At 52.7% G+C, this 17,624-nt stretch carries 16 protein-coding genes; 15 read left to right on the top strand and 1 reads right to left on the bottom strand.

Annotation, left to right across the window (positions count from 1 at the left end):
- The first annotated feature begins 33 nt into the window (after positions 1 to 33).
- Positions 34 to 1,221, top strand: a complete 1,188-nt coding sequence (locus tag RRB22_07450; protein ID MDT8384233.1) for a putative sugar O-methyltransferase — start codon at positions 34 to 36, stop codon at positions 1,219 to 1,221.
- Positions 1,222 to 1,250: 29 nt separating this feature from the next.
- Positions 1,251 to 2,198: a phytanoyl-CoA dioxygenase family protein gene (locus tag RRB22_07445; protein ID MDT8384232.1), complete on the top strand. Its 948-nt coding sequence runs from the start codon at positions 1,251 to 1,253 to the stop codon at positions 2,196 to 2,198.
- A 21-nt stretch (positions 2,199 to 2,219) separates the two neighbouring features.
- Here the strand turns inward: RRB22_07445 and RRB22_07440 are convergent, their stop codons facing one another.
- Positions 2,220 to 4,733 (bottom strand): 6-hydroxymethylpterin diphosphokinase MptE-like protein, encoded by a 2,514-nt coding sequence (locus tag RRB22_07440; GenBank protein ID MDT8384231.1) that lies wholly within the window; start codon positions 4,731 to 4,733, stop codon positions 2,220 to 2,222.
- Between the two features lie 288 nt (positions 4,734 to 5,021).
- Here RRB22_07440 and RRB22_07435 point away from each other — a divergent pair, with 288 nt between their 5' ends.
- The 13 genes from RRB22_07435 (at position 5,022) to RRB22_07375 (ending at position 17,624) form a co-directional block, all read left to right on the top strand.
- Positions 5,022 to 5,720 carry a flagellin gene (locus RRB22_07435; protein ID MDT8384230.1) on the top strand — a complete coding sequence of 233 codons (699 nt, stop codon included), beginning with the start codon at positions 5,022 to 5,024 and terminating at the stop codon, positions 5,718 to 5,720.
- Between the two features lie 89 nt (positions 5,721 to 5,809).
- On the top strand, positions 5,810 to 6,229 hold the full coding sequence (locus tag RRB22_07430; GenBank protein MDT8384229.1) for a flagellar protein FlaG: 420 nt from the start codon (positions 5,810 to 5,812) through the stop codon (positions 6,227 to 6,229).
- 112 nt (positions 6,230 to 6,341) lie between these two features.
- Entirely contained in the window at positions 6,342 to 7,775 is a 1,434-nt protein-coding gene (gene fliD, locus RRB22_07425) for a flagellar filament capping protein FliD (protein ID MDT8384228.1), read from the top strand.
- Positions 7,776 to 7,866: 91 nt separating this feature from the next.
- Entirely contained in the window at positions 7,867 to 8,271 is a 405-nt protein-coding gene (gene fliS, locus RRB22_07420) for a flagellar export chaperone FliS (protein ID MDT8384227.1), read from the top strand.
- Positions 8,272 to 8,319: 48 nt separating this feature from the next.
- Positions 8,320 to 8,646 carry a flagellar protein FliT gene (locus tag RRB22_07415; GenBank protein ID MDT8384226.1) on the top strand — a complete coding sequence of 109 codons (327 nt, stop codon included), beginning with the start codon at positions 8,320 to 8,322 and terminating at the stop codon, positions 8,644 to 8,646.
- A 152-nt stretch (positions 8,647 to 8,798) separates the two neighbouring features.
- Positions 8,799 to 9,362: a PilZ domain-containing protein gene (locus RRB22_07410; GenBank protein MDT8384225.1), complete on the top strand. Its 564-nt coding sequence runs from the start codon at positions 8,799 to 8,801 to the stop codon at positions 9,360 to 9,362.
- Positions 9,363 to 9,544: 182 nt separating this feature from the next.
- The gene (locus RRB22_07405) at positions 9,545 to 10,984 is read left to right on the top strand and encodes a sigma-54 dependent transcriptional regulator (protein MDT8384224.1); all 1,440 of its coding nucleotides are present in this window, start codon (positions 9,545 to 9,547) and stop codon (positions 10,982 to 10,984) included.
- A 150-nt stretch (positions 10,985 to 11,134) separates the two neighbouring features.
- Positions 11,135 to 12,328 (top strand): ATP-binding protein, encoded by a 1,194-nt coding sequence (locus tag RRB22_07400; protein MDT8384223.1) that lies wholly within the window; start codon positions 11,135 to 11,137, stop codon positions 12,326 to 12,328.
- A gap of 24 nt (positions 12,329 to 12,352) precedes the next feature.
- Positions 12,353 to 13,714, top strand: coding sequence for a sigma-54 dependent transcriptional regulator (locus RRB22_07395; GenBank protein ID MDT8384222.1), 1,362 nt, complete (start codon positions 12,353 to 12,355; stop codon positions 13,712 to 13,714).
- 201 nt (positions 13,715 to 13,915) lie between these two features.
- A complete protein-coding gene (gene fliE, locus RRB22_07390) occupies positions 13,916 to 14,236 on the top strand; it encodes a flagellar hook-basal body complex protein FliE (protein ID MDT8384221.1) in 321 nt (106 codons plus the stop codon).
- 55 nt (positions 14,237 to 14,291) lie between these two features.
- Positions 14,292 to 15,935, top strand: a complete 1,644-nt coding sequence (gene fliF / locus RRB22_07385) for a flagellar basal-body MS-ring/collar protein FliF (protein MDT8384220.1) — start codon at positions 14,292 to 14,294, stop codon at positions 15,933 to 15,935.
- Positions 15,928 to 16,941 (top strand): flagellar motor switch protein FliG, encoded by a 1,014-nt coding sequence (fliG, locus tag RRB22_07380; GenBank protein MDT8384219.1) that lies wholly within the window; start codon positions 15,928 to 15,930, stop codon positions 16,939 to 16,941. Before fliF ends, fliG begins: the two co-directional genes overlap by 8 nt.
- Positions 16,941 to 17,624: a flagellar assembly protein FliH gene (locus RRB22_07375; protein ID MDT8384218.1), complete on the top strand. Its 684-nt coding sequence runs from the start codon at positions 16,941 to 16,943 to the stop codon at positions 17,622 to 17,624. Before fliG ends, RRB22_07375 begins: the two co-directional genes overlap by 1 nt.

Here is a 17,624-nt window from a genome sequence, read left to right as displayed (position 1 = left end):
TCGCACATCGATGCGCACTTTGTGGAGAAAATAATGACGGTTTGTGATAATAAACAGGATCACCGCAAGGCGGCAGTACCGGATGAAGAATGTTGGCGCAGGATGCTGTCGCTATGCCTCAATGATATCGCTGCTGTCAGCTCTATGTATGCGCCGACCAGCTTCTGGTCTCCTGGTGTCGTCCAGCTGCTGTCAGAGCTAGAACATCATGGAATTGAGAGCTTCAAGTCCTGGCCATCTTCACATTTCTGGTTTTATCCGCTGTATGGTCAAGGTTATTCTGATGAAATGATCGCTGACTTATGGGGTCGCGTTCAGAGCGACGGCACGTCACGTCAGTACACTTGGTTTAGGCGACAGCTTTCCGGAGCAGTCGATGCCTACCGAGACTTCGACATGCTGTATGCTAACTGGGATCACTCAGTTTGGAGGCTGGATTTTGAAAAGCTGGGTGAGAGTCCGGTAGGGATGCCAACACAGACCTTTTCTCCCATGGGTGCAAATGGACCGACCTTGGGTAAGGCATATTTGAGCTATCTGCTCTGTCTATCGGCATTGTCTCATCATCTTGACTCAGCTCCTTCCCGGTTTCTCGAGATCGGTGGCGGCTTTGGCGCGTTGGGTGAGATCGTTCTTGCGCAGGATGAGCGGAATTTCTACCTCAATCTCGATATTCCGCCACTCGTCGCGGTCTCCAGTTATTATCTTCAGACTCTGTTCGGAAAAGACTCCGTGCTGGACTATCAGAACTCACGGGATTGTGAGTTAATTTCGATAGATGATATAGCGAAGAGGTTAAGGGGTGGGTCGCTGCCATCGTGGGAAATCGAGAAATTATCAGGCCCATTTGACGTATTTTGTAATGCTTACTCCTTCCAGGAAATGGAGCCGCACGTTGTGCGTAACTATATCAATAAAGTTGCAAGGCTTGACGTGAAATATGTCGTCTCGCTGAACACTATCAATGGGAAGCCGATGAAAACGGACAGTGATAGTGATGAGATAGGAGTTGTTGAACAGGTGACCTCGGATATGATCATCACTGAATTCGAGAGTAACGGATACGAAGTCTGTGGCCGCTATCGGCGGCCACTGATTATATCTGCTGGCGAATTAGTGGTGCTACGGAATCGTTCAATGACAAAGAAAGTTGGTTGCGGGAGATTGTCCCATGCCATAGTTGATCGTTCTGGACAATTTAATGGCGTATGGCCCGCGTGACGGATACGGTAAGCAGAGAGAAAAGTGTCATGACCAAAATCGAGAAAAATCTGGAACAGTTTGGCAAGCAGGGTTATGTCGATCTAGGAAGTGTTGTCGATGTAAATACATGCGCCGATCTGCTTGCAAAAATAAGATCTGAGAAGCAATTTTCACCAGCGATGTTTATGGACGAAGAATCGTTTCTTCGCAGCCCGGTATTTAACGGAGTAAATCCTAAGCCGGGATTCAATCTTCTGGATAACTACGATGATTTTGCTCAAGCAATAGAAAATACTGATGAGATTACTTCATTGTTAAGAAACTTGCTTGGGAATGGCTATAGCATCATCAGAAAAAAAATAATATGTGGCGTCCCAGAGGAGTGGATACCTCGTTGGATACTCGATCGAATTCGTGAAAATCCGGTTAATAATCTTGGGCCTTACGTTCGCCCTGAATATCGGGATGTAACCTATTTCTACGGTATTGATTTTCATCAGGACGTCATTGATTTTGCAGACCGGGATATCGACTTTATCACGCTCTATGTGTATCTACATGATGTGTCTGAAAATGCCGCGCCTCTAAATTTACTTCCGGGTTCATTCCGGCTAGGCGTTGATGGGTTTCCGCATGATATAGACCTGGCTGACGAAACAAGTAATCGTTGGCGTTATGTGCACGGCAAGTCGGGGCAGAGCGTTGAAGCCATACAACAGGTCATTACTGGTAGTGCTGGGAATGTTGCGCTATGGCATGCGTGTACCATTCATGGAACTGAGCCAAATATTGGATCCAACGAACGAGTATCATTGCGATATCTTATTGCCAAAGACCCTGACAGTAGTGCAACGTTCCTTGACTCTGTCAACCGTGGCATAACGACTGAGCGTTTCAATAATTCTATGCGTAAGGATTTGATGCGTGATGGTGCGCCTTGCATGAAGAAAAACAGCCTGTTTGACCAACACATGCTGCGCAAAGAAAAGCAATAGTAACAATGGCAGATTAATAAGTTATACGTTGTCGGCGAAACTTTCTGGCGTGTTTTTCTCTATTTTAATCAGGAATCGTTGTGCATTCTGATTGTGTGGGTCTTTCTCGAGAATATAGCGCACTGCCCAATCTGCCCCTTGGGGCATATCACATTGCCAGAATAATTTACCTGCCTTTAATACTGTGTCCAGGTCATTAGGGTGGTCCAGTAAATAATCGGTGTAAACATTCATAGCCTCATCGATATTTCCCGTTAATAGAAGCATGTCGGCGTACAGTGGGGTAAATGAGGAGTTCAGGCCGGACATTGTCTTCAATGCGTCGATAGCTGCGTCATTCTTCCCTGCATTGGAATACAGCATTAATCTTCGCTTGAGTGCATTTAGGTATGCAGGGCCGCTTGCAATGGATTCATACGCGGTGATTGCAGATGTGTCGTCACCTTCGAGCTCGGCTATGTAACCGCGTATTAATGGTATCAAAAGAACGGCCTGATCCGGCTTGTGATTTTTCTCTAAGCCAGCCAGCAAACGTTGTAAACCTTGCTGATTCTGGCATTGAAAATACTCATATGCTCGATCTGGTGCGCCACCAAGTGAGGCCCCCCGTTCGATGAGGGCTGAGTGATCTTGAGCAATCTCCGCCACCACGTCCGCGATTGACTCCTGGTAATCATGCAATAACTGTTGCTCTGCAATTGGTAGGTGGCTTACGTAAGCTGCATGGTATCTTGCCCAATTTATAGCGCGTCCAGGCTGTTGATCGCGCCGCCATTGTTCAATGAGGTGCCGCACATCGGGTTTGGGGCTCTCTTCCTCCACACGACTTAAGATACGGGTTCTAGTCAAACGGAGCATATCCAGGATTTCATCACTGGTTTCGATGAATGCCTGGAAATAGTGCTGGTTTTTTTTATACTCGATATCCTGAGTGTTTCGGTGAGTTGGCCTGAGGAGTAGGAGAAATCGACGTACGCCAAAATGTTTGATGAATGTTGAAGTTGATATATATTTGCCGTCGAGCTGTTTCTCAACATGCTTTATTTTTGCTTTATTATGAATCTCACTCCCTTTTTCTTTCTTGGCGATTAATTTGTGGTTATATATTAATGCTTTGTTCGCCAGCCCTTTAATGATACTCAGTTCGGTGAGCACATGATCTACCTCACTTAGTATTTCTTTGTAGTAGCTAATTCTAACTCTGGCATCGGAGGGGGGTACGCAGTCAGCGATAATCTTACGTGCCGGTATCTCCATCGGGGTGATCTGGATAGTATTTAATGCTGCATAGTCAACATGGAGCAGACGCATGGCTCCGGCTGCCGGGTTCACTGTTCGACAACCACGCGCCATCGCATTCTGAGATTGGGTATCGATATATTGGGCGGCCTTTAGAAGCGTGGCCGAGGTGTTCGCCGATACACCGCTGTTGGTCGTCACTTGCAGGTTCCCCGCCATGGGCCTGGGCCCTAAGGCGTGCTCTGCAGTACCGCTAGCATGGGTATACCCACTCTGACTAAAGCAGAAGTCAGCGCCACCTAAAATAATTTGCGTAACACCTGTTTCAACGACAAATGAAAATGCACTTTCGGTGACGGTAGGGCCTTCAATGGGCGGCAGGTTTTCCGGTTCCTGCGGGGTGCTCCATGGGTAGCGTTGTCCGATGAATACTTTTTCACCCCCCCAGCTCGACAACAGGTAGGGGGTCAAATGGGTGTTGTTCACCAGTAACGTACCGTCCTGAAATTCGAGCATGTCCCGGCTGACTTCCAGGTTGATGGGCTGGGGGTCGATTGATACGCTGATGTCGGGCTGGATGCCGGCCTGAATCAGTGCACGGCTGACACGGGACACAGCGATTACCAGCAGGTTTTTGCGGTGTTGCCGCACCCAGGGCAACAGTTCATCCAGTGATGGTCCGCCAGCCAGCAGGACTGCGGTTTTGCCGCGGAAGCTGTCCTTCAGGCAGAGTGCCGGCACCTGATTCTCTGTCAGGTTCTCGATCTGGCGCATCGTGAAATAGTGGGCATTCTGGACCAGGGCATACTGCCAGGAGAAGGCATCGAATTCTCCCTTGAGACGACTCCAGAAGTGCGGGTAATCGGGGTAATGGCCATGCAGTACCCCGCGTGAACGCATCAGCGTCAGTTGGCCCAGCAAGGCGTAGTTTTCTGCCCCCATTGCCTTGGCCTGCGCCAGCCAGTGTGTATCGCTGGTTATTTGTAGTTCCGGCTCTTGGCTACCGAGATCGCCCAATAAGACCAGTACGTGAGGCAATTCCACAAAGAGATAACGGCTGCCGGCCGGAATGCCATGCTTTTTCACATACTGGAAGAGAAGACCACTGTCGGTCCCTGGAATCACATAAAAGGTATCTTTCTGGAAAAGTGACTCACCGTATTGGGTCTGGAACACGGTGTTAGCACAGGTGTTCTCGAAGAGATTGCGGTTGATAGCGAACAGGTAGCACTCGCCGAATGCATTGCAGACAGTATTGCCAGAATCCATTTGCTGAGTTTTATCGATTTCGGTCAAATTACCCCACCCCTAAATTATCCTGACAGATTATAAATATAATGCTTGCATATTAAGCAAATTGTATGCCACTTCTAAGGGTCTCTAACCGTCCCTTCTCTTCCCTTCTCTTCCAATGTCCAGGAGATTTATTCGTAAATAGATTAAAGCTTTTTTGGCGGGAGCCGTAATAGGGTATGGGAGCGGTAAATATTTCCAGACTTAGGAGATATATCCGCTGAATATGAAGCACCCCGTATCCTGGTCCGCATAAGTCGCGCCAGTGGGGTATAAATAGGAGCACCTACAATGGCTGCTAGTATCATCAATACCAATCTAATGTCTTTAAACGCCCAGCGTAACCTTAATAAAAACTCTCTGGGTCTGGCCACCTCGCTAGAACGTTTGTCTTCTGGTCTGCGTGTAAACAGTGCGCGTGACGATGCTGCTGGTCTGGCTGTCGGCATGACGCTGCAGTCTGACATTCGTTCGCTGAGTGTGCAGATGAGAAACGAGGCTGACAAAATCTCTAGCGCGCAGAACTCAGATGCAGGCTTGGGTGTGGCAACGGATATTTTGCAACGCATGAATGAGCTGGCGGTGCAGGCGCAAGGTACCAACGGCCAAGCTCAGGTTGCAAATATCAATACGGAATACACAGCATTGGTGACAGAGCTGGCGAATATCACTGGTTCTACCGCCTCTACCGTCGCTAGCCTGACCGCGTCAAATGGTGCTGCAGCCGCGACAGCTGCAGGAGTTGCACTAACTGCCACTGCGGCGACTCGTGCGGGGCATGGTGCCACAATGGCTGTTGCCGAGTTTACCATCCAACGGTTTGAGGCATCGCGTGAGGCCAAATCGGCTGAACGCAGTCGTATCATGGATACGGATTTTGCAATGGAAACAGCGAACCTGGCACGTGGCCAAATCCTGATGCAGGCTGGTACGGCGATGGTGGCTCAGGCCAACTCGATTCCACAAAACGTGTTGGCCCTCTTAAGGTAATAAGAGCTAAGTAGGACTCTGCAGTAACATAGCCTGGTCATGGTAAAACATGGCTGGGCTATGGCAGCAGGAGAAGTAGGAGATCCGGTATGAATATCTCTAACCTGACCCAGATGGGCACAATGTCGCCACCTGTGGTAAAGGAGGCAGTAGCCTCAGAAAGCAGCAGCCCAGCGGTGAATGGCAAGGCTTTGCCGGCTATGAGGCAGGTCGGTGTGCATTCAGCAGACCAGCCGACAACCGGCGATACTCCACAGCAAAATTCCCCCTCCGCACAACCCACTTCAAAGGAACTGGATCAGCTTGTCTCACAGGCCAATGTGTCGTTACAGGCACGATTTAGTGACCTGAAATTTACCGTTGTAAATGGTACCGATATTAATGTTGTTCGAATCGAGGATAAGGAAACAGGTGAACTGATCCGGCAGTTTCCATCGGAGGCGATGGTGGCTATTGCCCGCACATTAGATGAGTTCCAGCGCGGAACCATGCTTGAGGAAAAGGTATAGTTATAATGGCATGTAACATGCATATATTGCTTATGTGTCATGTATAACTTGTAGTTCTGGTTGTAGTTCTGGTTGTAGTTCTGGTTGTAGTTCTGAGTAGGGGGATCTGATAATGGCTACGTTTGGTTTTGGTACGATCACTTCTCAGGGCATTGGCTCAAGTCTCAACCTTTCTGGTCTCGTCACTCAATTGATGCAGGTTGAAAGGATCCCTCTCGATCGGCTTATCGCACAGAAAACCAGTTTTGATGCCAAAATATCCGCACTAGGCACGATTAAAAGCTCCCTTTCGTCATTTCAATCCGCACTTGATGGCCTGGTCACGAGCACGACTTTTCAGGCTAGTTCTGCCACGTCGTCAGACTCCAGCATCATTAAGGCGACGGGAACCAGTGGCGCGGTACCGGGTAATTATTCAATAACAGATCTAACACAGCTCGCCAAATCACAAAAACTTGTGGCGGCCGGGCAGGCTGATGCGACCGCATCTATTGGTGCCGGCACATCCACAACACTCACCATCAATTTAGGCACAACTTCCGGCGCAACGTTCACGTCCAATGCGGACCCTTCATTTGATGTAGTCATTGATAGTAGCAATAATACGTTGGAAGGCATTCGCGATGCGATTAACTCGGCCAATGGAGGAGTAACCGCAACTATTGTAAACGATGGCGATGCGGCTAACCCCTATCGCCTGGTGCTGAGCTCAACGAACAGTGGGGCAGATCAGAGCATGCAGATTGTGGTTTCTGGAGATGCAACTTTAACAAGCCTGCTGAATTATGACCCTGCGGGGGCACAAAACCTTGCACAAACATCAATAGCCCAGGATGCAAACTTTAAAGTTGATGGGATATCGATTACTAAATCTTCAAACACGGTAACGGATGTAATTGAAGGCGTGACGCTGGAATTGGCCGGAGTGACAGCAGGAAGCACAGTGACACTATCCGTATCGCAAGATACCGGTAAAGCCAAGGAGGCAGTCAAGGCTTTTGTTGATGCCTATAATGGCCTGCAGGCAGAAATTAAGACGCAAATAGATTCTGGCGTTGGCGGTGGTGAAGCGGGTGCCCTGGCAAGTGATTCTTTGACACGTCAAATTATGTCGAGTATCCGTGCCGAGCTGAACAAAATTCCGACGGGAGTAACGGGTTCATACACGACTCTCTCAAGCGTTGGCGTTTCTTTTCAAGCTGGTGGAAAGTTGGCTCTGGATGAGACGAAACTGGATGCTGCCATACAGGCCAATAGTAACAATGTTGTAGATTTATTTTCTTCTGCCGATGGTTATGCGACACGACTCGACACTGTCGTGTCAGAGATGTTGGCCTATAACGGCAGTATTGACGCTCGGACCAATGCCTTTAAGGACAGAATCAGCATACTGGATGATCGACAGGAGTCTATTGAAGGTGCGCTATCCAGAACTGAGGAACGATTGCGAGCGCGGTTTACTGCTCTTGATGTATTGGTGGCAAGCCTGAATTCAACGAATAGCGCCTTGTCACAACAACTTGACAGTCTAGGTCTTTCTTCATAGCGATGAAAAATTTGATCATTCCTTTGTTGAATAAATATTACTACTATTATCAGGCAAAAAAACTATAAATAAATTGCTGATGGAGATTGGGATGGAAAGTATGAAAACGGCGGTTAATGCCTATCAGTCGGTACAGTTAGATGCCTCAGTGCTAGGGGCGACTCCATATGAATTAATTGCAAAATTACTTTCCAAGGCTATTGATTCAACCTTGAAAGCCAAGCAATTCATGATAGATGGGAATATTTCCGCCAAGGGAGAGCATATAAAAATTGCTATTGCAATCATAACGGATGGGCTGAATAGCTCTTTGAATATGGAAGAAGGTGGTGATCTGGCGAAAAAACTTCATGCGTTATACGAGCATATGGCTGTGTGTCTTTTGAAGGCGCACGCGGAAAATAATGTTGCTCTGCTTGATGAAGTTGTTTCGTTGTTAACCGAAATAAAATCTGGCTGGGATGGTATTGGCGATCAAGTTTTGGCATCTCGCTAGTAAGGCTAGAGTAATTTCTCCTCGAAATTATTCAACATTATTTTCAATATGGAATCTACGCTCACTCCCGATGAATGTCTGCTCAGTCTGTCGCGCGAGATGTTGCAGTGCGCCACAAGCGGTGATTGGGATCAATTGACCAAGCTCGAACAATCCAGACTCCCGCTGTTTAATGAGATTTTTGCACAGGGTATTTCCGGCAGGATCGCGCTTGCAAGGGAAGTGCTTGCGCTGGATGAACAAACCCAGAGCCTGGTACAGGCCCAGATGCCGGTGTTGCAACAGGCGATTCTGCTGATGCAGACCTCAGGCAAGGCCAATACGGCTTATCAGACTATCCAGGACTCAACCTCCGGTAACGATGGAATCCGGTAACGACTGCATCATCGTCTGCCACGTCGGCATCTACTGTGGTGCAAAAAAGACGTGGATGCGACACCGCCCCAACTTCGCACTCCCAAAGCACTAGCTTTCACTGCTGTAGCGCAGACTTGTGTTTTCGAATCCGCCTGTTTACCCTTCAGCGCATGTCAGACGATCACACCCAGGCGCTCTCGGATGGAATAAGGTTTCAGGCAGTGGTGCCTGTTGACTGGTGCAAAATCCCGTCGCTGCCGCTTGACCGTACCCAATCGCAAACCGCCAGTGCCAATTTACGTCTGCTGAACGCGCTGAATGTCCTCGAAGAAATCCCGCACGATCTGGAGAAATCCCCCCAGGCCCTGACCGAGTCCTCCCACCTGGATGCCAAACTGGATCTCATCCTCGGCATGCTGGGCGAATTGCTGCATCAGCAGGCGAAGATACCGGAGGTCGCGGTGGTGACGATCTCCAGTCACGCCTTGTCGCTGACCGAGCTAAGGCCCCCGAGTGTGCCGGGTGCGGGCGATCTGCTGCGGCTGCGGCTGTTTCTGGATACCCGTTTCCCGCAGGCCCTGGTGCTGTATGGGAGTGTGTCCACGACGACGGAGACCGGTTTTTCGGTGGCGTTGCACCCTCAGGGTGGACTGGTGCAGGCACAGTTCGACAAGCTGATCTTTCGCCAGCATCGCCGCGCCATTGCCCTGTCGCGCAGCGCAAGCGAAAGCTGATACCGCGCAAAGTTCCCGACTCGGTCGAGCAATATCCGCTAGGCCCCCGTTTTTACACCCCTTTTTTTATATAAAGACAGCGCCAGTATTTTGACATTATCAGGATATGGTGTATAACTTACCCGCGAATTCGAGATTCACACAATTTTTAGCGGTAAGTGGTCTTATCCGGGGAGGAGACGATGCCTGATTCAATGACGTTGTTGCTGGTTGAAGATGATGACCAGCAGCGTCAAAAACTCGCGGCTATATTGGAGTTTGTTGCCCAGGGAGCGGTAAGTGTCACTGATAGTCAGCAGGCGCTCGACAAGATTAACGGCAGTGTTGAGGTCGTGTTGTTGGGCAATTGTGGTTCTACCCAACAATTGACCGAGCTGTTTGAGGCGATCAAGGCAAAATCGGAGCAGACACCTCTGGTGTTGCTGGTTCCCGACAATGGCGAGTCACCCCTGCCCAAGGAGACGGTTCAGTCTGCCTTTGCCCTGCTTAACCTACCGATGCGCTATTCCGAACTGTCCGATGTGCTGCAACGGGCGGAGGTGTTTAATCTGGGGCGCAAACGGGGTGGGGGCGGCGGTATCAATCTCGAGCTTTTCCGCAGTCTGGTCGGCAACAGCCGGGGCGTGGTGGAGGTGCGTAAACTGATCGAGCAGGTGGCCGAGTCGGAGGCCACGGTGCTGATTCTGGGTGAGTCGGGCACCGGCAAGGAAGTGGTTGCCCGCAATCTGCACTACCATTCTTCCCGTCGTAATAAGGCCTTCGTGCCCATCAACTGCGGCGCGATCCCCGCTGAATTGCTGGAAAGCGAGCTGTTTGGCCATGAAAAGGGCGCCTTTACCGGCGCCATCAGCGCCCGCCGTGGGCGCTTTGAAATGGCGGAGGGCGGCACCCTGTTTCTGGATGAGATCGGTGATATGCCGATGAACATGCAGGTCAAATTGCTACGAGTTCTGCAGGAACGCATCTTCGAGCGCGTGGGTGGCACAAAAGAATTAACCGCCGATGTCCGGGTGGTTGCGGCCACCCATCAAAATCTGGAAGAGCTGATCAAGGAAGGCAAGTTCCGCGAAGACCTGTTCTACCGCCTCAATGTCTTCCCCATTGATATGCCGCCGTTGCGCGATCGTATCGACGACATTCCGCTGCTGGTCAACGAGTTGATCGCCCGCATGGAACATGAAAAGCGTGGCTCCGTGCGGTTTACGCCGGCAACCATGATGGCGCTGTGTCAGTACCGGTGGCCGGGCAATGTGCGCGAGCTGTCGAATCTGCTGGAACGCATGGTCATCATGTATCCGTATGGGATTGTCGATGTGGGCGACTTGCCGGCGAAATTCCGTCCGGCGGGCAGCCCCATGACCCAGGACCTTCCGGTGATGAATTTTGAGCCGCACCTGGTGTCCAGCACGGACTTCCAGACCTCGTCACGCCTGCCGCGCGAGGGGCTGGATCTCAAGGAGCACATCAGCACCATGGAATGCTCCCTCATCAAGCAGGCCCTGGACGAGGCCGACGGCGTCGTCGCCCATGCCGCAAAGCGGCTCAAGATGCGGCGCACGACCCTGGTGGAAAAACTGCGGAAATATGGCCTGCAACGCGGCGAAACCGTGACGGGAATTTGACCCGGCAAAATCCATCCGGTTATAACTTATTGATAATTAAGGAAGTCGTAATTTAGGCACGCAATTTGCTTTTCTGTGATGAAACCCGGCGGCGGCTTTTGGCCACCCCTTCAAACACAGACAGTTTGTTACTGAAAGGCAAGGCGTGTCATGGCATCGACTCAAGCACAACACATCCAGGACCTGGAAGAGAGTTTCCGGATATTCAATCGCGTTTCCGAACACCTGGAAGCGTCCTATCACCAGCTCGAAGACAGCGTAACCCAGCTGCACAGCGAGCTCAGCAATACCCAACAGTCACGGGCCCAGGAGGCCGCCAACACCTCGGGTGAAGTGGCCTTCCGGGCCGCACGCCTGGATGCGATCCTCACCGCCCTGCCAGCCGGCGTGGTGGTGCTGGATGGGGCCGGCTGTATCAGCGAGTGTAATCCCGCCGCCAGACAGTTGCTGGGTGAGCCGTTGCAGGGCGAGAGCTGGGCCACGGTTATCGCCCGGGTGTTTGCGCCGCGTTCCGATGATGGCCATGAGATCTCATTACGTGACGGCCGGCGCGCCAGCATTTCCACCTGCCCCCTGAGTGACGGCCAGCCCGGCCAGGTGCTGCTGATTACCGATCTCACCGAGACCCGTGAATTGCAGGAACACCTGGGCCAACACCAGCGGCTGATTGCCATGGGTGAAATGGCCGCGGGCCTGGCCCATCAGATCCGCACCCCCCTGGCATCCAGCCTGCTGTTTGCCGCCCAGCTCAAAAATTCCCACCTCGATAACGCGCATCGCTCCCGCATTGTGGACAAGGTCATGGGCCAGCTGCGTCAGCTCGAGGCACTGATCACCGACATGCTGATGTTTTCACGTTCCGGCTACAGCGGCGAGGAAAGCATCAGCCTGCAGGCGCTATTGACGGATCTCTCCAGCGCGGTGGCGGCCATGTGCGAACAGCGTGATATCACGCTGGTGGTCAGCAGTGACACGCCGGACCGCCAGGTCAAAGGCAATCCCCGCATTCTCGGCAGCGCATTGCTGAATCTTGCCAACAACGCGATTCAGGCCATCGGCAAACAGGGAACGCTACACCTGCATGCCGATGACGGCATGGGCGACACCGTGGAGCTGTCGGTCATCGACGACGGCCCTGGCATCCCCAAGCATATTCAGAAAGACCTGTTTAAGCCCTTTTTCACCACCCGTAATGACGGCACCGGCCTTGGCCTGGCGGTTGTGCAGGCAGTGGCACGCGCTCATGGAGGCAGCGTGCGGGTGGACTCGATCGAAGGCCAGGGAAGCCGTTTCATTGTTCAACTGCCGATTGTTCAGCTGCCGATCGCCGGCATACAAAATTAGCACGCCCGAATTTCAGGAGGTTGTATGACTCAAGCAGTAATACTCGTGGTTGAAGATGATGCGGATTTGCAGATCGCGCTGTGCGATACCCTGGCACTGGCGGGTTATGGCACCGAGACCGCGAACGATGGTGTCGAGGCCCTGGAAATCCTCCGCCGGAAAATGGTGGATATGGTGATTACCGACATCCAGATGCCCGGCATGGATGGCCATGAGCTGCTGAAGCAGATCAAGGCGCAATGGCAGGATCTGCCGGTGATGTTAATGACCGCCTATGGTTCCATTCAGATGGCCGTTGAGGCGATGCGCGATGGTGCTGTGGATTATCTGAGCAAACCCTTCGAGGCCGAAGTGCTGGCCACCATGGTGAGCCGCTATGTCGGCACACGCAATATCGCGACCGACACGATGGTCGCCGAGGATCTGCGCAGTAAGGAGCTGGTGGAACTGGTACGACGGGTGGCCGAGAGTGATGCCACCATCATGCTGACCGGTGAAAGTGGCGTCGGCAAAGAGGTGCTGGCGCGATTCATTCACAACAATTCATCGCGTGCGGACAAACCCTTTGTCGCGATCAACTGTGCCGCGATCCCCGAGAACATGCTGGAAGCCACGTTGTTCGGCTACGAGAAGGGCGCCTTCACCGGGGCCTACAAGGCCTGCCCGGGAAAGTTCGAACTGGCCCAGGGCGGCACGTTATTGCTGGACGAGATCTCGGAAATGGATGCGGCCCTGCAGGCAAAGCTGCTGCGGGTCCTGCAGGAGCGGGAGGTGGAACGCCTGGGTGGACAGAAAACCATGGCGCTGGATGTCCGCGTACTGGCGACGTCCAACCGCCTGATGCGCACCGAGGTCAACGAAGGCCGTTTTCGCGAAGATCTGTTTTACCGCCTGAATGTATTCCCCATCCAGATTCCCGCCTTGCGTGAGCGTACCGGTGACATCCTGCCGCTGAGCAGGAAGCTTATCGAGAAACACTTTCAGTCCAGCCAGGCACCGTTGCCGGAGCTAACCACCGCGGCGTGTGAGCGCCTGATGGCGCATCAATGGCCCGGCAATGTGCGTGAGCTGGACAACGTCGTGCAGCGCGCCCTGATACTGAGTAACGGCGACAAGATCACCGCCAGTGATGTGCAGTTTGAAAACCTGTCGGCCGATGAGGCTGGCCTGGATGTGATGGGTAACGGCGAGCCAAGCACGCTGGGCAATGAAATGAAGAATCATGAATACAACAGAATTCTGGCCGTGCTGCAGGCCGATCACGGCAATCGGCAAACGGCCGCCGACAAGCTGGGGATCAGCCAGCGGACCCTGCGTTACAAACTGGCACGAATGCGGGAAATCGGCATGACCGTTCCCGGGCGTTATGGGGCGGAAACGGCATAGATTTTGCTTTTTTGTAATGAATTATTATTGCATCACATGAAAAGGATACCCTTCAATCAAGACGCGCTGAGAATACATCCGTGTACGCTCGACAGCAGCATCCCTGCTGCTGACGGTCTTGATTGAAGGGTATCCTTTCCATGCGCCTTGTTAGTAAAAAGCGGTAATCAGCTTCCTGTATATTGAAGTAGGAGAACAACGATGAATGAAATCGATACCAGTCAATTGATCACCCAGATGCGGGCCATGGCCGCGGCGGCGCAGGGTACGCCGCAACTACAGGAGAGTGGCCCCGCCGGCAGTGACTTTAGTTCAATGCTGATGAAGAGCATCAACAGTGTCAATGAAGTCCAGCAGGAGGCCGGGCGGCTAGGCGATGCCTTTGTGATGGGTGATCCAGCCGTCAGCCTTGCCGAGGTGATGATCGCGAAACAGAAATCGGGCATCGCCTTTGAGGCGACGCTTCAGGTTAGAAATAAACTGTTGGGCGCCTACAAGGAAATCATGGCAATGCAGGTTTAGCGTAGCCGGTAATGTTGTCAAATTCGTAATCATTAATGATGGGTAAAGGTCAATTATGGCACTGGTAAAAGCCGAAGAAGTATCCGCGGGGTTCACTGGTTTGAGTGGCCTGCATGCCTTCCGACAGATCGGGATCATGCTGGGCCTTGCCGCCAGCGTCGCCCTGGGCGTTACGATTGTGCTCTGGTCATGGGCGCCCAGTTTTGGCGTGCTGTACGGCGCGCTTGAAGAGCAGGATGTCAGCACGGTGCTGGATGCACTTCAGCAGAACGGGTTTGAGGCAAAACTGGATCAGGCGACAGGGGCGATTCTGGTGCCCACCAGCAGTATTCATGATGCACGAATCAAGCTGGCGTCGATGGGACTGCCAAAAGGCGTGAGTGCCGGTTTTGACGCGCTGGACGAAAAAAATAATTTTGGCGTTTCGCAATTTATGGAAAAGGCGCGTTACCAGCGCGCGCTGGAGATTGAACTGGCGCGGACCATCTCCAGCCTGAGCAATGTCAAAAATGCCAGAGTGCATCTGGCGGTGCCACAGCAGTCAGTGTTTGTGCGCAATCGAAAGAATGCGAGTGCCTCCGTGGTGGTCAACCTGTTTCCGGGAAGAAACCTGGATGAAGGGCAGGTGTCATCGATTATGCACATGGTCTCATCCAGTGTTGCGGATATGAATATCTCGAACGTCACTATCGTGGACCAACGAGGCAACCTGCTGTCGCGTGGTGAATCGACCCAGAAGATGGCAAAGACCGGCGCACAGTTTGAGTATGCCAGCCGGCTGGAAAACAGTTATATCGATCGCATCGAGCGCCTGCTCACACCGATTCTGGGTTCGGAGTCCGTTCGCGCACAGGTGACCGCGGATATCGATTTCACCATGAGTGAGCAGACCCAGGAGAGCTTTAACCCGGATACCCCGGCCCTGCGGAGTAATCAGACCCTGGTCGAGCAGTCATCGGGTGGCAGCATGAATGGCGGGATTCCTGGTGCCTTGTCCAACCAGCCTCCGGGCGCGGCGACCGCACCAGAGCTTGTCAATGGGGGTGTCGAGGGTGGCGTTAACGGCGGCGCAAATGGTTCCAGCAACTCGCATCGCAAGGAAATCAAAAACTACGAACTGGACAAGACGATCAGCCATACCCGTTTTTCCATGGGGCGTCTCCGCCGCCTCTCAGTCGCCGTGGTGGTGGATGATTCCCTGATAACGGCGGCCGATGGTTCGTTGACCCGGACACAGCGCACGCCGGAAGAGCTGGATCGACTGAGCAATCTGGTCAAGGAGGCGGTCGGCTTTAATGCCCAGCGTGGTGATACCCTGAACATCATGAATTCATCCTTCACCATGCCTGTTACGCCGGAAGAGCTACCGGAAGTGCCTCTCTGGGAGCAGGGCTGGGCGCAGGATGTTGCCAAGAAATCCCTGGGTGCATTGTTGGTGATGTTGTTATTGTTCGGTGTGCTCAAGCCTATCCTGAGGCAGCTGGCCACCCAGTCCAAGATGATGCCGGTCGCTGCATTTGGTAATAATGAACGGGCGATGTCTGACGATACGCTGACGCTGGGTGCGAAACCCGAAAACCTCGCCATCAAGGCGCCGGGCAGTTATGAGCAAAATCTGCTAACGGCAAACGCGGCCGTTGAGCAGGATCCAAAACTAGTGGCGCAGGTTGTTAAAAACTGGGTGGCATCGGATGGCTGATCAAAAAAATAATGAGGTACGTGGTGTTGATCGTGCCGCGATACTGTTAATGAGTCTCGGTGAGGCGTCGGCCTCGGAAGTGTTGAAACACATGGACCCCAAGGAGGTGCAAACCCTGGGTGCAGCGATGGCGCAGCTAAAGAATGTAACCCGCGGCCAGGTGACGTCGGTGCTGAACGAATTCTGCACCACGGTCCTGGAAGAGACCGGTCTGGGCCTGGGCACGGACGAATATGTGCGCACGGTGCTGAGAAAGGCGTTGGGCGATGACAAGGCGGATAATATCATCGATCGGATTTTACAGGGTGGAAATACCAAAGGTCTGGAAACCCTCAAGTGGATGGACTCGCGGGCGGTTGCCGAGATTATTCGTCTGGAGCATCCGCAGATCATTGCCATTGTGCTGTCCTATCTTGAGCCCGACCAGTCCGCCGAAGTGCTGTCGCTGTTTCCCGAAAAGATTCGCGTTGACGTGCTGATGCGTATCGCCACGCTGGATGGCATCCAGCCAGCTGCGCTGAATGAGCTGAATGACATTATGGAGAAACAGTTTACCGGCAAGAACAATGTCAAATCGTCCAGCGTTGGCGGCATCAAGGCAGCGGCAAATATTCTCAACTTCATCGATAGTGCGCTGGAAGGTGAACTGATGGACAGCGTGAAGGAGATCGATGCCGACCTGGGTCAGAATATTCAGGACCTGATGTTTGTGTTTGACAACCTCAATGCCGTCGATGACCGTGATATCCAGACCATTCTGCGGGAGATCTCATCCGAGTCGCTGGTGCTTGCCCTCAAGGGAACGGATGATGAACTGAAGGAGAAGATTTTCCGCAACATGTCAAAACGCGCGGCCGAAATGCTGCGTGACGACCTTGAGGCGAAGGGCCCGGTGCGCCTGAGTGAAGTGGAGGGCGCACAGAAAGAAATACTTTCCGTTGCCCGCCGTCTGGCGGATGCCGGTGATATTGCGCTCGGTGGTTCGGGTGGCGAGGAGTACGTGTAATGACCTCCAGGGTAATACCCCGCGATGCTGCGCACGGCTTTGAATGCTGGGATCTGCCGATCGTTGAAGATGTCTCCGCCGCCGTAAAGGATGCCCGTCATGGCAAGGCGCCGGGCCTGATGACGGCAGAGCAGATCGAACGTATTCAGAAGCAGGCCTACAAGGAAGCATACGATGCCGGTTTTCAGAAGGGCCGGCAGGAAGGCATGGCATCCGGCAAGGCGGAAATCGCCACCAAGGAAAAATTATTAACCACGATGCTCGATTCACTCAGTCATCCGCTTGATCGGCTGGATGAAGCGGTTGAACAGCAGCTGGTAAGCCTTGCGCTGTCTATTGCCAGACAGTTGGTGCGGCGTGAGCTCAAGGCGGACCCAGGCCAGGTCGTCGGTGTGGTTCGCGAGGCCCTGGCGGTGCTCCCCATCGGTTCACAGGATGTCAAAGTCTGTCTGCACCCGGATGATGTGCTGCTGATGCGTGAGTCGATCGCGCAGTCAGGCGCCGACCAAAACTGGTCGTTGGTGGAAGACCCCAGCCTGATGCGTGGTGATTGCAGAATTCTCACCAGGGTGTCGCAGATTGAGGCGACGCTGGAAAAGCGACTGACTGCGGTGGTCGCGCCGTTGCTGGCCGACGCGCGGGGCCGCGATGCGACACCTGCCGCGCCGGCGGACGACGAATAA

This window comes from Gammaproteobacteria bacterium, assembly GCA_032250735.1.
In the GTDB taxonomy this organism is placed as follows: domain Bacteria; phylum Pseudomonadota; class Gammaproteobacteria; order SZUA-152; family SZUA-152; genus SZUA-152.
This window is presented reverse-complemented; position numbering and strand designations above follow the sequence as displayed.